The sequence below is a fragment of the Streptomyces sp. HD genome, assembly GCF_028369295.1.
Lineage (GTDB): Bacteria > Actinomycetota > Actinomycetes > Streptomycetales > Streptomycetaceae > Streptomyces.
In genome coordinates, this window is record NZ_JAQMYP010000020.1 from 47,929 (window position 1) to 62,285 (window position 14,357).

Below are 14,357 nucleotides of genomic sequence, written 5' to 3' on the forward strand. Positions count from 1 at the left end.
CCTCCTTCGGGCGCTCCGCGCCCGCTTTGGGGCGCCCTGAGCAGCCTGGCTACTGTGTCGCCATGACCCGCCTCATCCTCGCCACCCGTAACGCCGGAAAGATCACCGAGCTCAGGGCGATCCTCGCCGACGCAGGACTGCACCACGACCTCGTCGGCGCGGACGCCTACCCGGACGTCCCCGACGTCAAGGAGACCGGCGTCACCTTCGCCGAGAACGCGCTGCTGAAGGCCCACGCGCTGGCCCGGGCGACCGGACTGCCCGCCGTCGCCGACGACTCGGGGCTGTGCGTCGACGTCCTGGGCGGCGCCCCCGGCATCTTCTCCGCCCGCTGGGCCGGCCGGCACGGTGACGACAGGGCCAACCTGGAACTGCTGCTGGCCCAGCTGGGCGACATCGACGACGCCCACCGCGGCGCCCACTTCGCCTGCGCCGCCGCCCTCGCACTGCCGGACGGCACGGAGCGGGTGGTCGAGGGGCAGCTGCGGGGCGTCCTGCGGCACGCCCCCGTCGGTACGAACGGCTTCGGGTACGACCCCGTCCTCCAGCCGGAGGGGGAGACCAGGACGTGCGCAGAGCTGAGCGCCGAGGAGAAGAACGCGATCAGCCACCGGGGCCAGGCGTTCCGGGCGCTGGTGCCGGTCGTGCGCGAGCTGCTCGCGCGATAGGTGGTGCGGCCGGAGGGACTCGAACCCTCACGGGTGTTACCCCACTGGGACCTAAACCCAGCGTGACTGCCAATTCCACCACGGCCGCGTGACCTTGCCCGGCCATGCTACTGGCCGGGCCGGGTGCTCATATGCCCAGGTCCTTGATGATCTTCGCCACGTGGCCGGTCGCCCGCACGTTGTACAGCGCCCGCTCGACCTTGCCCTCCTCGTCCACGACCACCGTGGAGCGGATGACGCCCATGTACGTCTTGCCGTAGTTCTTCTTCTCGCCGTAGGCGCCGTAGGCCTCGGTGACGGACTTCTCCGGGTCGGCGAGCAGCGTGACCTTCAGGGACTCCTGCTCGCGGAACTTGGCGAGCTTCTCCGGCTTGTCGGGGGAGACGCCGATCACGTCGTACCCGGCGCCGGCCAGCAGCTCCAGGTTGTCCGTGAAGTCACAGGCCTGCTTGGTGCAGCCGGGCGTCAGGGCGGCCGGGTAGAAGTAGACGATGACCTTGCGGCCCTTGTGGTCCGAGAGGGACACCTCGTTGCCGTCGGCGTCGGGCAGGGTGAAGGCGGGGGCCACGTCCCCCGGCTGGAGTCGCTCGCTCATCGGACCAGCCTAACCGGGGAGCCTGACGGTGCGGTCCGGCGTGGAGCTGACAGACTGTCCGGAAACAGCATCAGCTTCACTTCGGAGGCCGTACGGTGGCGGACACGTCGGACACCAGAACACCGGCGCAGATCGAGGCGGACATCAAGCGCCGTCGCGCAGTGCTGGCCGAGACGCTCGACGAGATCGGGGTGCGCGTGCACCCGAAGACGATCGTCGGCGACGCCAAGGCCAAGATCGTGTCGAACATCGACCACACGCTCGGAAGGGCCTACGTCGGGGTCAACCGGGCCGTGAGCGATGTCAAGGCCCAGTTCACCAACGAGGAGGGCGCGCCCCGTCTGGAGCGGATCGTGCCCGTGGCACTCGTCGCCGCCGGCCTGGTGGGCCTGCTGGCGCTCGGCACCCGGCGCCGCAAGGGCTGAGCGACGGCGGACCCGGCGGCGTACGGGCGCGGTAAAGGCAGGTAGGTTCAAGGCGTGAGCGCCAACAGAAACGAGCACAGCACCCACGACGACAAGCTGCCCATCCGGATGCTGCACGACCGTGTACTCGTGCGGCAGGACACCGGCGAGGGCGAGCGGCGTTCCGGTGGCGGCATCCTCATCCCCGCCACCGCGGCCGTCGGCCGTCGGCTGGCCTGGGCGGAGGTCGTCGCGGTGGGGCAGAACGTCCGGACCGTGGAGCCCGGCGACCGGGTCCTGTACGACCCGGAGGACCGTGCCGAGGTCGAGGTGCGCGGGGTCGCTTACGTGCTCATGCGTGAGCGTGATCTGCATGCCGTCGCCGCTGACCGGTTCGAGGGGTCCGAGGACTCGACGGGGCTCTACCTGTGATTCTGTAGTTCGAGGGGCTGGTGACCATCGTCACCGGCCCCTTTTTCCGCTTCTTTGCTAGCTTTGAAGGAGCCCGACGAGACGCGCCGTACCGGGATGCAGGAAAAGACGACGCACTCCCGTTTTACGTCGCCATGCGTCTCGGAGGTGCCTGTCATGGCCTGGGTCCTGCTCGTCGTCGCCGGTCTGCTTGAGGTCGGCTGGTCGGTCGGCATGAAGTACACCGACGGTTTCACCCGGCTCGTCCCCAGCCTGTTCACCGGCGCCGGCATCGTCGCCAGCATGCTGCTGCTGGCCTACGCCGCGAAGTCGCTGCCCATCGGTACCGCCTACGGCGTGTGGGTGGGCATCGGTGCGGCCGGTGCGGCGGTCGTCGGCATGGCGGTGCTGGGCGAGCCCGTCACCGCCGCGCGGATCTTCTTCGTGTCCCTGCTGCTGGTCGCCGTGGTGGGGCTGAAGGCGACCGGCGGTCACTGAGCCGGCCCAGTGATGACTGAGCCGGCGCGGCGCTGACCGAGCCGGCTCGGCGTCACTGTCTGCGGGTCGAACTGACCAGCCCGTTCGTGGTTCCCGTCGTCGTGCCGCCCCCGGTGTCGGTCCCGCCGCTGTCGTCGCCGCCCGTGGCGCCTGCGGTGTCGGTCCCGCCGTCATCGCCGCCCGTGGCGCCTCCGTCGGTCGTCGTGCCTCCGTCGGTGGTGCCGCCGTCGCCGGTGTCGCCGGTGGTGCCGCCGTCGCCGCCCGTGCCCCCGTCCGTGGTGCCGCCCGTCGTCGTGTCGCCCGTGGTGCCGCCGTCCGTCTGGCCCGGCGTCTCGCCGCCGGTCTGGCCCTCGGTGTCCGCGCCGGGGGTGGGCTCCCCGGTGGCGCCGCCGTCGTCCTCGTCGCCGTCGTCGCCCTGGGTCGGCTCGGTCGTCGGGTACTGGGGTACGTCCGCGCCCTCCTGGAGCTCCAGGTCGAACTCGCTGACCGGCTTGCCCTTCAGGGCCGCCTTGGTGAACTGGGCCCAGATCTCGGCGGGCGGGCCGCTGCCGTTCATGCGGTCGAGGCCCAGGGCGCCGTACAGCGGCTTCTGGGCGGCCGTGACCGGGTCCTGGCCCATGACGGAGACGACGGTGGCGAGGTCGGGGGTGTACCCGGCGAACCAGGCGGCCTTGTCCTCCTCGGCGGTGCCGGTCTTGGCCGCCGCCGGGCGCCCGGCGGCCTGCGCGGGGGAGCCGGTGCCGTTCTCCACGACGCTCTGCAGGACCGACGTGGTGGTGTCGGCGGCCTCCCGGCTGATGACCTGGGAGGTCTTGCGCTCCGGCAGCTCGACGACGTCGGCGCCGTCCTTGGTGACCTTCTCGATCATGGTGTACGTGCCGTGCCTGCCGTGGTTGGCGAGCGTCGCGTAGGCCTCCGCCATGTCCAGGACGCTGGCGGTGGCGGTGCCGAGCGCGATGGAGGGGACCCCCTGGAGTTCGGGGGTGTCGGTGGGCAGGCCCAGCTCGATCGAGGTGTCCTTCACCTTCTCGGCGTCCACGTCCACGGCCATCTGCGCGTACACCGAGTTGACGGACTTGTCGGTGGCCTTGCGGACGGTGATGTCGCCGTAGGAGTACTGGTCCTCGTTCTCCGGGGCGTAGCTCCCGCCGGACCAGCCCTGCACCGGGCGCTTGTTGGTGCCGTCGTAGATCGTGTTCGGGGTGATCTGGCGGCCGTCCTGGGTGGTCGAGCCGTTCTCCACGGCCGAGGTCAGCACGAACGGCTTGAAGATGGAGCCGACCTGGTAATCCCGGCGGGTGGCGTTCGGGGTGTACTGCTTCACGTAGTCGATGCCGTTGTACATCGCGACGACCTTGCCGGTCTTCGGGTCGACGGAGGCGCCGCCCGCGCGGACGTAGTTGTCGACCTTGTTGTTCTTCTTGTCCAGCTTGGCCATCAGCTGGTCGTTGACGGCGTCGACGAAGGCGTCCTGCTTCTTCTTCTGCAGGGTGGTGGTGATGCGGTAGCCGCCGGCCTCCAGCTCCTCCTCGGTGGCGATCTTGTTCTTGATCAGGTAGTCCTTCACGATCCGCACGATGTAACCGCGCTGCCCCGAGAGGTTGGTGGAGACCGTGGCCTCCTTGGGCATCGGGAACTTGATGCCCGTCCGCTCGGACTGGGGCAGCCAGCCCTTGGTCACCATGCCGTCCAGGACGTAGTTCCAGCGGGCCAGCGCCGCGCCCTTGTTCTCCGGGTGGGCGATGACGTCGTACTCGCTGGGCGCGTTGACCAGTGCGGCCAGGTAGGCGGCGCGGGCCGGGTCGAGGTCCTTGGCGTCCACGCCGTAGTAGGCCTGGGCCGCGGCCTGGATGCCGTAGGCGTTACGGCCGAAGAAGCTGGTGTTGAGATAGCCCTCAAGGATGTCGTCCTTGCTCTTCTCACGGTCCAGCTTGATCGAGATGAAGAACTCCTTCACCTTGCGGGTCAGAGTCTGCTCCTGACGCAGGTAGTAGTTCTTCACGTACTGCTGGGTGATCGTGGAGCCGGACTGCTTGCCCTTGCCGGTCGCCGTGTTCCACGCGGCGCGCAGCATCGCCTTGGGGTCGATGGCGGACTCGGTGTAGAAGTCGCGGTCCTCGGCGGCCAGGATCGCGTGCTGGGCGTCCTTGGAGATCTGTGCGAGGGTGGCGTTCTCCCGGTTGACCTTGCCGTCGCGGGCGATCACGGAGCCGTCGGCGTACATGTAGACGTTGGCCTGCTTGGTGGCGAGCGCGTTGGCCGGCGGGATCTTGACCAGCGAGTAGCCGAGGAAGAACAGCCCGAAGAGCAGCAGCGCGCCGATGACGAAGGTGCCGAGCACCGTCCGCCAGGTCGGGATGATCCGTCGCCAGCCCGTCCGTTTCGGCCGCCCGGGACTGCGGGTCGGCTGCTGTGCCGGCTGCTGCTCGTCACTCATGTCGTGCACGGACTCCCGTTTTCGCGTCGTACGTTCCCGTACGCCTCGTACGCCTAGTTGCGCCCCCAATCGAAGACTCTCGCACCGGTCGTTCCGTTCCCGGAAACCGGCGCGCGTCCGTGAAAGTGAGCAGACTCTCTCGCCGGACGCCGCCCGAAATCCGCTGGCAGCTCTTCTCGTCCGCGCACTAGGCTCCTGCGCTTCGGTGCCGTGCGCGGGCGAGGAGGGCTGTGGATGTGGGATCGGGGCGGTTGTACTTAGCCGTCGCGGTGGGCGGGTTCAGACGATACGCGACATATCGGGCGGCCACGGCGGCCGGGGTGTTCACCAACACCGTCTTCGGCGTGATCCTCGTCTACACGTACCTGGCGCTCTGGGAAGAGAAGCCACACCTCGGGGGGTACGACCAGGCGCAGGCGGTCACCTATGTGTGGCTCGGACAGTGTCTGTACGCGACGCTGGCCATCCAGGGCGGTGGTGCGGAAAAGGACCTGATGGAGCGTATCCGCACCGGGGAGATCGCCGTAGACCTTTACCGGCCGTCCGATCTCCAACTCTGGTGGCTGGCAGGCGACGTGGGGCGCGCGCTGTTCCAGATGCTGGGCCGGGGAGTGGTCCCGTTCGCGTTCGGCGCGCTTTTCTTCCCGATGGCGCTGCCTACGGAGGTCACCCCCTGGGTGGCCTGTCTGGTCGCGCTCCTGCTGGCGATGATCGTCAGCTTCGCGATCCGCTATCTGGCGGCGCTGAGTGTGTTCTGGCTGATGGACGGCATGGGCGTCGCACAGTTCCTGATGATCACGGGCGTGTTCTTCTCCGGCATGGTGCTGCCGCTGAACGCCTTCCCGGGACGGTTCGGCGACATCGCGCAGTTGCTGCCGTGGGCGGCGCAGATCCAGATGCCCGCCGACGTGCTGATGGGCGAGACCGACCCGCTGAACGCGTTCGCCTTCCAGGCGGCGTGGGCGGTGGTGCTGCTGGCGGCGGGGCGGCTCGTGCAGTCGGCGGCGACGCGGCGGGTGGTGGTGCAGGGTGGGTGAGCGCAGCGCCGTCGTGGAGGGGCTGCGGGCCTACCGGCTGATCGCCGGGATGTGGGTGCGCTCCAGCATGACCTACCGCACCTCCTTCGCCGTCACGTTGATCGGCAACCTGGCGATGACCGGCATGGACTTCGTCGGGATCCTGCTGATGTTCTCGCAGGTCGACACGTTGGGCGGGTGGTCGCTGCCCGAGGTGGCCCTCCTGTACGGGCTGTCCGTGACGGCGTTCGGGATCGCCGACCTGGCGCTCGGCTCGATGGAGGTCCTGGGTGCCCGGATGCGCGACGGCTCCTTCGACACGCTGCTCGTACGGCCCGCGCCGGTGCTCGCCCAGGTCGGCGCCGACCGGTTCGCGCTGCGCCGCCTCGGCCGGATCGTCCAGGGCACGCTGGTGCTGGGCTGGGCGCTGGTGTCGGTCGACGTCGACTGGACCGCCGCGAAGGTACTGCTGCTGCCGGTGATGGTGGTCAGCGGTGCGGCGATCTTCTCGGCGGTGTTCGTGGCGGGCGCCGCCTTCCAGATCTACGCGCAGGACGCCGCCGAGGTGCAGAGCGCGTTCACCTACGGCGGGACCACGCTGTTGCAGTATCCGCCGACCGTCTTCGGCAAGGACCTGGTGCGCGGGGTGACCTTCGTCCTGCCGCTCGCCTTCGTCAACTGGGTGCCCGCCGCCCATGTGTTGGGGCGGCCGTACCCGATCGCGCTGCCGCAGTGGGCGGTCTACGCGCCCCCGCTGGTGGCGGCGGCGTGCTGTGCGTTGGCCGGTCTGGCGTGGCGGACCGGGCTTCGGTCGTATCGCAGTACCGGGAGTTGACCGGGAGTTGACGGGGAGTCAGGGGCAGGCGATGGAGGGCACGGAAGACACGTTCATGGAAGACACGTTCATCGAACTCGACGGTGTCGAGAAGGTCTTCGAGGTGCGCCGCAAGACCGGCTTCCTCAAGCGGGAGCGGCGGCAGGTGCGGGCCGTCGACTCGATCTCCTTCACCGTGGCGCGCGGCGAGATGGTCGGCTACATCGGGCCGAACGGCGCCGGAAAATCAACGACGATCAAGATGCTGACGGGGATCCTCACGCCGAGCGGCGGCCGGCTGCGCGTCGCCGGCATCGACCCCTCCCGCGAGCGCAAGCGCCTCGCGCACCGTATCGGGGTGGTGTTCGGGCAGCGCACGACGCTGTGGTGGGACCTGCCGCTGATCGACTCGTACAAGCTGATGCACCGCATGTACCGCATCCCGGACGGCCGTTACCGCGAGAACCTCGACCGGCTGGTCGAACTCCTAGACCTGGAGGCGCTGTTGGACGTCCCCGTGCGCCAGCTCTCCCTCGGCCAGCGGATGCGCGGCGACATCGCGGCGGCACTGCTGCACGACCCCGACGTGCTGTACCTGGACGAGCCGACGATCGGGCTCGACGTCATCTCCAAGGCGAAGGTCCGCGAGTTCCTGCACGAGGTGAACACCGAGCGTGGCACGACGGTGCTGCTGACCACGCACGATCTGCAGGACATCGAGCAGTTGTGCTCCCGGGTGATGGTCATCGACCACGGACGGCTCATGTACGACGGTCCGCTCGCCGGGCTGCACGAGGTGGGGGAGAGCGAACGGACCCTCGTGGTCGACCTGGAGCGCGAACTCCCGCCGATCGAGGCGGCACCCGCGCGCGTGGTCAAGGTGGAAGGGCCCCGGCAGTGGCTGGCGTTCCCGGCGGCCGAGTCGGCGGCGGTGCTGGTGGCGCGGATCGCGGCGGAGTATCCGCTGGTGGACCTGTCGGTGCGGGAGCCGGACATCGAGGCCGTGATCGCCAAGATGTACGCGGGCAAGGTCGTCACATAGTGCCGGGCCCGTAGAGCTCGTAGGCTGCTGTACATGACGGACGAACTCCCGGAACTTCGTGCCTCAGACGCTGATCGCGAGCGGGTCGCCGAGATCCTGCGGGACGCCCTCGCGGAGGGGCGGCTCGACATGGAGGAGTTCGAGGAGCGCCTCGACGCGACGTACAAGGCGCGCACCTACGGTGACCTGGCGCCCATCACCCGAGACCTGCCCGCCGGTGACATGGCCGTGCCCAAGGTCGACATGGTCAAGAAGTCCGGGGCCGCGGAGGGGAGTTGGGGCGGGCGGATCGTCGGCGGCGAGGGCTCCTCGACATGGGGTGTCGCCGTGATGTCCGGGTTCCAGCGCAAGGGGCGGTGGACGGCGCCGAAGCGGTTCAACTGCTTCGCCTTCTGGGGCGGCGGGGAGATCGATCTGCGGGACGCGGACTTCGCGGACCGGGAGATCGAGATCAACTGCGTCGCGATCATGGGCGGCGTCGAGGTGATCGTGCCGCCCGGCGTCGAGGTGGTGGTGCGCGGGATCGGGATCATGGGGGGCTTCGATCACCGGGAGGAAGGGGTGCCCGGGGATCCCGGGGGGCCTCGGGTGATCGTGACCGGCTTCGCCTTCTGGGGCGGCGTCGGTGTCGAGCGGAAGCTGACGCGGGCCCAGAAGCACGAGCTCCGGGAGGAGCGGCGGCGGGAGAAGCTGGAGCGCCGGGCCGAGCGGCGCGAGCTGCGGTCCTCGGCCCGGGAGGAGCAGTACGAGGCACATCTGGGGATGCTCGACGAGCATCGGGAGATGTGGCGCCATGTGCATGACGAGCGGGGGGATCGGTGGGAGAAGAGGCGGAGGCGGGAGCGGGACGAGGGCTGAGGGGGATGAGGGCTTGAGGGGGACGAGGGCTGAGCGGGACGAGGCCTGAGCGTCGGTGGTGTGGTGGCTCGTCGTCCCGCTGTACCGCGGCTACAGCTCCGCCGGAGCCGCGCCCTTCAAGTCCTCCAGGTCGAAGGTCTCCCCCATCTGCTCGTAGCCCTTGTCACTCGGGTGCAGATGGTCGCCGGAGTCGTAGTCGGGGCGGAACTTTCGCGGGTTGTACGGGTCCCGGACCGCCTTGTCGAAGTCGACCACCGCGTCGAATACCCGGCCCGCCCGGATGCCGGCGTTGATCTGCTGGCGGACGTTCTCGCGGGCGTCGGTGTAGCCGCGGTGGCCCTGGAAGGGCATCAAAGTCGCGCCGATGACCTTGATGCCGCGGGCGTGGGCCTGGCGGACCAGGGTGCGCAGGCCGTCGAGGATGCGGTCGGGGTCGGCGAGGTTCGGGTTGCGCAGGATGTCGTTGACGCCGAGGTCGATGACGACGACCTTGACGTTCGTACGGGACAGCACGTCGCGGTGGAAGCGGCCGATGCCGGCCTGGTTGTCCGCGGGGCGCCCGGAGCCGCTGGCGAGGATCTGGTTGCCGCTGATGCCCTGGTTGACGACGCTGTAGCGCGGCAGGTCCGCACCGGCCGCGGTCGCCGTGCGCAGCCGGCGCGACAGGACGTCCGTCCAGCGGCGGTTGGCGTTCTCGGTGGACGTGATGCCGTCGGTCAGCGAGTCGCCGAAGACCACGACGGTGCCGTTGGACTCGTTGCTCAGCACGTCCAGCGCGGTCAGGTACCGCCAGGACCCGACCCGCCCCGTGTACGCCACGCCGGTCGCGTCCTCGGTGACGTCGCCGTCGGCGACGTAGCTGGTCTGGCGTGCGTGCGGGTGGAAGGTCACCGGGCCGGACGGGGTGGGGGAGTACGTGGTGACCAGGATGTCGGCGTCCGCCTGGATCGCCATGCGTACGGCGTCGCTGAGCACCTGCTGGCCGGGCGGGATGACGACCGTGGTGTTGCCGCCGAAGGTCAGTCGCCGCATGGTGTCCGCGACGGCCGCCGCGGTCTGCGTCCCGGCGGCCACGGCGATGGACGCGTGCGTGATCGTCAGCGCCGACTGGCCGTACAGGTTGGACAGCGTGATGCGGGCGCTCGTACCGCCCACGCTCGTGTGCACGACGTTGCGGACCGAACGGCCCGCCAGGCCCTGGACCTCGGTGCCGCGCTCGGCGCCGACCGGGGAGGCGGACCAGGCGCCGACCCAGATGCCCGTGGAGGCGGGGGCGGCGGGGCCGCGGCCGGTGCCCTGCTTGGTGGGGGCGCTCCTGCTGGTGGCGCTGCCGTCGTCGGAGGCCACTCCGATGTATATGGCGGCGGAAAGCGTGACGATCAGGGCGATCATCGCGGAAAGCAGGGCATAACCGTTACGCCTGGTCATGCGGTGCGTGTCTCCTCGGGCGGATGGGAGCCCGAGGCTCCGATGTGATCACCTCATGATGCGTCACAAGGCGGAAGGGAGTTGCACGGACCCCCCATTGGGCCGCCGGAGTTCATCCGGAGTTCGCCATCGACCTCCCCCCACCGAACAGACGCCGGGAACTCTTGATTCGTTCCAGGAGTCGGTCAGGTAGGGACAATGGGTGCGGGGGATCCTGGACGGGTGGAGCGGATGGAACGTACGAATCCGGATGAAACGGGAGCGCGTGTCGTAGAGCAGCATGCCCGGCCGGATGACGCCGGTAACCGGGGCGTCCCCGCATCGGCCGTACGCGCGATGACGGTGTTCAGCGCGGCCGACGAGGAGAAGCAGCGTGGGGTGCGGCGGATGAAGCTCACCGCCGCCGGGCTGCTGTTGTTCGTGGCGGTGGTCTACGTCCTCGCCAAGTGGGCGACCGACGAGGGCGCCGGTGCGTGGGCCGGCTATGTCGCCGCGGCCGCCGAGGCCGGCATGGTCGGTGCGCTGGCCGACTGGTTCGCCGTCACGGCTCTGTTCCGGCATCCGCTGGGGATTCCCATCCCGCACACCGCGATCATTCCCAACAAGAAGGATCAGCTGGGGGTGTCGCTGGGGGAGTTCGTCGGGGAGAACTTTCTCTCCGAGGACGTCGTGCGGCAGAGACTTCGGGCGGTGGGGATCGGCAGCCGGCTGGGGGCCTGGCTGGCGGAGCCGGCGCATGCCGACCGGGTGACGGCCGAGCTGGCCACCGCGCTTCGGGGTGCGCTGACCGTGCTGCGTGACTCCGATGTCCAGGCCGTGGTCGGGGAGGCGATCACCCGGCGGGCCGATGCCCGGGAGATCGCGCCCGGGGTGGGCAAGATGCTGGAGGGGATCGTCGCTGATGGGGGCCATAATCGGGCCGTCGATCTGATCGTGGCCAAGGCGCACGACTGGCTGGTGCTGCACGGGGACGACGTGATGGGGGCCGTGCAGGGGGGTGCGCCCGGGTGGACGCCGAAGTTCGTCGACCGGAAGGTCGGTGAGCGGGTCTACCGGGAGCTGGTCCGCTTCTGCGTCGAGATGCGTGACATGCCGTCCCATCCGGCCCGCGGGGCCCTTGACCGGTTCCTCATCGACTTCGCCTCCGACCTGCAGTCCGATACCGAGACGCGGGCGCGGGTGGAGCGGCTGAAGGGGGAGGTGCTGGCTCGGGGTGAGGTGCAGGACCTGATCGCGTCCGCCTGGACCGCGGTGCGCGCCATGATCGTGTCGGCGGCCGAGGACGAGCGCAGTGAGCTGCGGTTGCGGGTGCGGGCGTCGTTGCTGTCGCTGGGGGCGCGGATGGCTGCGGAGCCCTTGATGCAGGGCAAGGTGGATCGGTGGGTCGAGGATGCGGCTGTGCATGTCGTGACGACGTATCGCAAGGAGATCACCTTGCTCATCACCGACACCGTGGCCGGCTGGGATCCCGAGCACACCACGCGGAAGATCGAGGCGCACATCGGGCGTGACCTGCAGTTCATTCGGATCAACGGCACCGTGGTGGGGTCGTTGGCCGGGGTGCTGATCTATACGGTGTCGCGGGCTCTCGGGGCGTAGGCCTCCGGCGGTTGGGCCGTGATGCGATGTGGTGGGGTGCGTGTGGTGGGGGTGCGCGTCTATCCTGCGGCGGCCCGTTGCTCTTCGGTGGGGGCGTGCGTCGCGCCTGCGGGTGGGTTGTGGGTCGGGGCCGCGCCGGGGGGTGTCCGTCCTCGGATCGGCGGTCGCCTTGGGCCAGGAGGTGCCGCGTGTTGACGCCGGCCACTGCGGGCGGACACCCCCCGGCACGTCCCCTTCCCGCCGTGCGCGGCTGCGGCGCCGCGGGGGTGCTCCCTCCGGGTGTACTGGTCCCGGCGCTCCTCGTGGCGGAGGGCCGGGGCCGGGGATCAGGGGTGCCGGGTGTTCGCCTACTGGGGCTCGCTGCGGGCCTTGTCGCGGCGGCGGAGCAGGAGCATGCCGCCTGCCAGGGCCGTGATGCCGGTGGCTGCTGTCCAGCCGATGATCTCGTTGGAGCCGGTGGCGGCCAGGTCGCCGGTGGCGGAGGGGGAGGGGGATGCCGCGGTGCCGGTCTGGGGGCGGGGGTCCGACCCCGTGCCGGGTGGGGTGGGCGCCGTCGGGTTGGGTGAGCCGTCCGTGGTCCTGTCCCGGGTGAACGCCAGGGTGCCGAAGCCCAGTTGGTCGTAGCCGCCGCTGTTGGGGCCGTAGTCGCCGCCGCCTCCCTCCGGGGCGGATTTCGCGGCGATCCGGGTGAGGTACGTCGCCGAGAGGTCCCGGCGCTTGGTGTAGTGGTTGGCGATCATCGCCCAGATCGGGCGGGTCATCGCCGGGTCGACGGGTGCGGCCTCGGTCACGGTCTCCGAGCCCGACCAGCCGTTGATCGCGCCCTTCCTGCGGGTGTTGGCGGTGAACGGCACGTCCCCGCCCGTGGCCCACTTGGCCACGTACTGGGCGCCCTTGAAGAAGCGGTTGTCGTCGTAGCCGTACAGGTCGATGCCCTGGTTCCAGGCCATCTCGCAGAAGGTGCCCATCAGGCCGACGCCGAGCAGGGCGTGGCCCTGGTCGCGGCCCGCCTCCAGCCACTCGGCGAGGCCGTCGTCGTGCACGACGGGGATGGCGTTCCTGATGGAGCCGAGGCCCTCGCCGTGCTTGAAGTACTCGACGGCACGGGTGACCTGGGCCTTGTCGTCGCAGAAGATGCCGGTGGCCAGGACGCAGCACATGGCGGTGAGGTCCCAGTTGGTCCAGTAGTTGGAGACGACGGCGCCGTTGTGGTTGGCCAGGAAGTCGTCGCTGAGAGGCGCGAAGACCTTGGTCAGCATCTCCTGGAAGCGGTCGAGCTCGAAGTCGGGGTGGTCGCGGACCAGCTCGGCGGCGTTGGCGATCTGGTAGCCGTACAGGCCCGCGGCCAGGAAGCGGTCGGCGCTGCCCGCGAGGCCGGTCAGCTTGGCCGACCAGGCGTTGAGGATCGCCACGGCGCATTCGAGATGCGCGTCTTCCCCGCTGACGTGTCCGCGCAGGGCGTTCTGATAGGCGGCGTGCACGTCGTTGTAGAGGACACCGTAGTTCTGCGGCGAGCCGGCTCCCCGGTACACGGTCGCCTGCGGGTTGGCCGTCCAGCCGCTCTGCGCATGCCGGTTGGCGGTCAGCTTGGCGAAACCGGCCGTGTAGGGAGCGGCGCCGGCCTTCACCTTCGCGGCCATACGGCCGAGGTCGGCGCCGCTGTGCAGGAGGCCGGGGTGGGCGTAGGTGCCGGCCGCGACGGCGGGGGTGGGCAGCACGGCCGTACCGATACCGACGGCTCCGGCTGCCGCGCCCGCGGCCTTGAGCATGCTCCGGCGGCTGATCTGTCGTGTCACGTCGTCAATTCCTCGCGTGCCTGCGGCTGGGGACGGTGAGGAGACGGGGGGAGACTGCGGGGGATAACAGAAAGCCCGCACGCCGATCACACAACCTCGACGCCGATGAGGAGCCGTGTCCCATGACCATCCGCAGGGTCGTGCCCAACAACCAGGTCGAGTCCGTGGCGGGGATGGCTACGAGCCGTGACTTCTACGGCCTTCTCGGCTTCGAGGAGGTCATGCACATGGGCTGGGTGATGACCATGGCGTCGCCGTCCAACCCCACCGCCCAGATCAGCTTCTTCACCGAGGAACGCACCGCGCCCGTCGTCCCCGACCTGAGCGTGGAGGTCGAGGACGTGGACGCCGTGTACGCGCAGGTGGTGGCGTCGGGGGCGGAGGTCGTACGGGAGCTACGGGACGAGGAGTGGGGGGTACGGCGGTTCTTCGTACGGGACCCGAACGGGCGGGTGGTGAATGTGCTGAGCCACCAGCGGTAGTCAGCCCCGCCGGTCCGCCACCGCCCAGGACGCCAGGGCGACCGCCCCTGCGACCCCGAACACGGCGGGCCAGGCGCCCACCTTCTTGGCCAGCGGATGCGAACCGGCGAAGGCGGCGACATAGGCGGCGGTCAGTGCGCCCGCGGCCTTCCCGCCCGCCCGCTGCCGCCACTGCTGGGCGGCCGCGGCGCCCGCGACGGCCAGCACGGCCCCGCCGAGCTGCCGCTTCTTCGTCCAGCGGGCCACTCCGTAGCCGCCGACGAGCCCGCCCGCCGCGACCGCCGCGCTGGGGATCCTCGCCATGTGTGC

General features: G+C 70.0%; 15 protein-coding genes, 1 tRNA gene and 1 riboswitch. Of the genes, 10 read left to right on the forward strand and 6 right to left on the reverse strand.

Features of this window, described 5'->3' with window-relative positions:
* Positions 1-62: 62 nt before the first annotated feature.
* The gene (gene rdgB, locus POF73_RS20420) at positions 63-668 is read left to right on the forward strand and encodes an RdgB/HAM1 family non-canonical purine NTP pyrophosphatase (protein WP_272117407.1); all 606 of its coding nucleotides are present in this window, start codon (positions 63-65) and stop codon (positions 666-668) included.
* A gap of 1 nt (position 669) precedes the next feature.
* Here rdgB and POF73_RS20425 read toward each other — a convergent pair.
* Positions 670-756 (reverse strand) — tRNA-Leu (locus tag POF73_RS20425).
* Positions 757-795: 39 nt separating this feature from the next.
* Positions 796-1,263, reverse strand: a complete 468-nt coding sequence (gene bcp / locus POF73_RS20430) for a thioredoxin-dependent thiol peroxidase (protein WP_272117409.1) — start codon at positions 1,261-1,263, stop codon at positions 796-798.
* 95 nt (positions 1,264-1,358) lie between these two features.
* Here bcp and POF73_RS20435 point away from each other — a divergent pair, with 95 nt between their 5' ends.
* The 3 genes from POF73_RS20435 (at position 1,359) to POF73_RS20445 (ending at position 2,576) form a co-directional block, all read left to right on the forward strand.
* Positions 1,359-1,688, forward strand: coding sequence for a DUF3618 domain-containing protein (locus tag POF73_RS20435; RefSeq protein ID WP_272117412.1), 330 nt, complete (start codon positions 1,359-1,361; stop codon positions 1,686-1,688).
* Between the two features lie 54 nt (positions 1,689-1,742).
* The gene (locus POF73_RS20440; protein WP_272117415.1) at positions 1,743-2,099 is read left to right on the forward strand and encodes a GroES family chaperonin; all 357 of its coding nucleotides are present in this window, start codon (positions 1,743-1,745) and stop codon (positions 2,097-2,099) included.
* A 56-nt stretch (positions 2,100-2,155) separates the two neighbouring features.
* Positions 2,156-2,217, forward strand: a riboswitch (guanidine-III (ykkC-III) riboswitch).
* Between the two features lie 38 nt (positions 2,218-2,255).
* On the forward strand, positions 2,256-2,576 hold the full coding sequence (locus tag POF73_RS20445) for a DMT family transporter (protein WP_272117417.1): 321 nt from the start codon (positions 2,256-2,258) through the stop codon (positions 2,574-2,576).
* Between the two features lie 52 nt (positions 2,577-2,628).
* Here POF73_RS20445 and POF73_RS20450 read toward each other — a convergent pair whose 3' ends face one another.
* Complete coding sequence (locus tag POF73_RS20450) at positions 2,629-5,013, reverse strand: transglycosylase domain-containing protein (protein ID WP_272117419.1); 2,385 nt, start codon at positions 5,011-5,013, stop codon at positions 2,629-2,631.
* Positions 5,014-5,249: 236 nt separating this feature from the next.
* Here POF73_RS20450 and POF73_RS20455 point away from each other — a divergent pair, with 236 nt between their 5' ends.
* From POF73_RS20455 to POF73_RS20470, 4 genes are read left to right on the forward strand one after another with little or no spacing between them, the layout of a single operon-like run.
* On the forward strand, positions 5,250-6,050 hold the full coding sequence (locus tag POF73_RS20455; RefSeq protein WP_272117609.1) for an ABC transporter permease: 801 nt from the start codon (positions 5,250-5,252) through the stop codon (positions 6,048-6,050).
* The gene (locus POF73_RS20460) at positions 6,043-6,864 is read left to right on the forward strand and encodes an ABC transporter permease (RefSeq protein ID WP_272117421.1); all 822 of its coding nucleotides are present in this window, start codon (positions 6,043-6,045) and stop codon (positions 6,862-6,864) included. The genes POF73_RS20455 and POF73_RS20460 overlap by 8 nt, the downstream gene beginning before the upstream one ends.
* A gap of 31 nt (positions 6,865-6,895) precedes the next feature.
* Entirely contained in the window at positions 6,896-7,885 is a 990-nt protein-coding gene (locus POF73_RS20465) for an ABC transporter ATP-binding protein (protein ID WP_443049568.1), read from the forward strand.
* A gap of 33 nt (positions 7,886-7,918) precedes the next feature.
* Positions 7,919-8,743 (forward strand): DUF1707 SHOCT-like domain-containing protein, encoded by an 825-nt coding sequence (locus tag POF73_RS20470; protein ID WP_272117423.1) that lies wholly within the window; start codon positions 7,919-7,921, stop codon positions 8,741-8,743.
* Between the two features lie 90 nt (positions 8,744-8,833).
* Here POF73_RS20470 and POF73_RS20475 read toward each other — a convergent pair whose 3' ends face one another.
* Positions 8,834-10,171, reverse strand: a complete 1,338-nt coding sequence (locus POF73_RS20475; RefSeq protein ID WP_272117424.1) for an SGNH/GDSL hydrolase family protein — start codon at positions 10,169-10,171, stop codon at positions 8,834-8,836.
* Positions 10,172-10,369: 198 nt separating this feature from the next.
* Between POF73_RS20475 and POF73_RS20480 the strand changes: the two genes are divergently transcribed.
* The gene (locus POF73_RS20480) at positions 10,370-11,770 is read left to right on the forward strand and encodes a DUF445 domain-containing protein (protein WP_272117426.1); all 1,401 of its coding nucleotides are present in this window, start codon (positions 10,370-10,372) and stop codon (positions 11,768-11,770) included.
* Between the two features lie 347 nt (positions 11,771-12,117).
* Here POF73_RS20480 and POF73_RS20485 read toward each other — a convergent pair whose 3' ends face one another.
* Positions 12,118-13,539 carry an alginate lyase family protein gene (locus POF73_RS20485; RefSeq protein WP_443049574.1) on the reverse strand — a complete coding sequence of 474 codons (1,422 nt, stop codon included), beginning with the start codon at positions 13,537-13,539 and terminating at the stop codon, positions 12,118-12,120.
* A gap of 149 nt (positions 13,540-13,688) precedes the next feature.
* On the opposite strand from POF73_RS20485, the gene POF73_RS20490 reads away from it, so the two are divergent.
* Complete coding sequence (locus POF73_RS20490) at positions 13,689-14,048, forward strand: VOC family protein (RefSeq protein WP_272117431.1); 360 nt, start codon at positions 13,689-13,691, stop codon at positions 14,046-14,048.
* On the opposite strand, the gene POF73_RS20495 is transcribed toward POF73_RS20490, so the two are convergent.
* Complete coding sequence (locus POF73_RS20495; protein ID WP_272117433.1) at positions 14,049-14,351, reverse strand: hypothetical protein; 303 nt, start codon at positions 14,349-14,351, stop codon at positions 14,049-14,051. It lies immediately after the preceding gene.
* Positions 14,352-14,357 lie beyond the last annotated feature (6 nt).

Bases quoted from the DNA above. Each gene is read 5' to 3' on its own strand.
- POF73_RS20480 (WP_272117426.1), top strand. From the start codon at position 10,370: ATGGGTGCGGGGGATCCTGGACGGGTGGAGCGGATGGAACGTACGAAT.
- rdgB (WP_272117407.1), top strand. From the start codon at position 63: ATGACCCGCCTCATCCTCGCCACCCGTAACGCCGGAAAGATCACCGAG.
- bcp (WP_272117409.1), bottom strand. From the start codon at position 1,263: ATGAGCGAGCGACTCCAGCCGGGGGACGTGGCCCCCGCCTTCACCCTG.
- POF73_RS20490 (WP_272117431.1), top strand. From the start codon at position 13,689: ATGACCATCCGCAGGGTCGTGCCCAACAACCAGGTCGAGTCCGTGGCG.
- POF73_RS20450 (WP_272117419.1), bottom strand. From the start codon at position 5,013: ATGAGTGACGAGCAGCAGCCGGCACAGCAGCCGACCCGCAGTCCCGGG.
- POF73_RS20485 (WP_443049574.1), bottom strand. From the start codon at position 13,539: ATGCTCAAGGCCGCGGGCGCGGCAGCCGGAGCCGTCGGTATCGGTACG.
- POF73_RS20495 (WP_272117433.1), bottom strand. From the start codon at position 14,351: ATGGCGAGGATCCCCAGCGCGGCGGTCGCGGCGGGCGGGCTCGTCGGC.
- POF73_RS20475 (WP_272117424.1), bottom strand. From the start codon at position 10,171: ATGACCAGGCGTAACGGTTATGCCCTGCTTTCCGCGATGATCGCCCTG.
- POF73_RS20470 (WP_272117423.1), top strand. From the start codon at position 7,919: ATGACGGACGAACTCCCGGAACTTCGTGCCTCAGACGCTGATCGCGAG.
- POF73_RS20445 (WP_272117417.1), top strand. From the start codon at position 2,256: ATGGCCTGGGTCCTGCTCGTCGTCGCCGGTCTGCTTGAGGTCGGCTGG.
- POF73_RS20465 (WP_443049568.1), top strand. From the start codon at position 6,896: ATGGAGGGCACGGAAGACACGTTCATGGAAGACACGTTCATCGAACTC.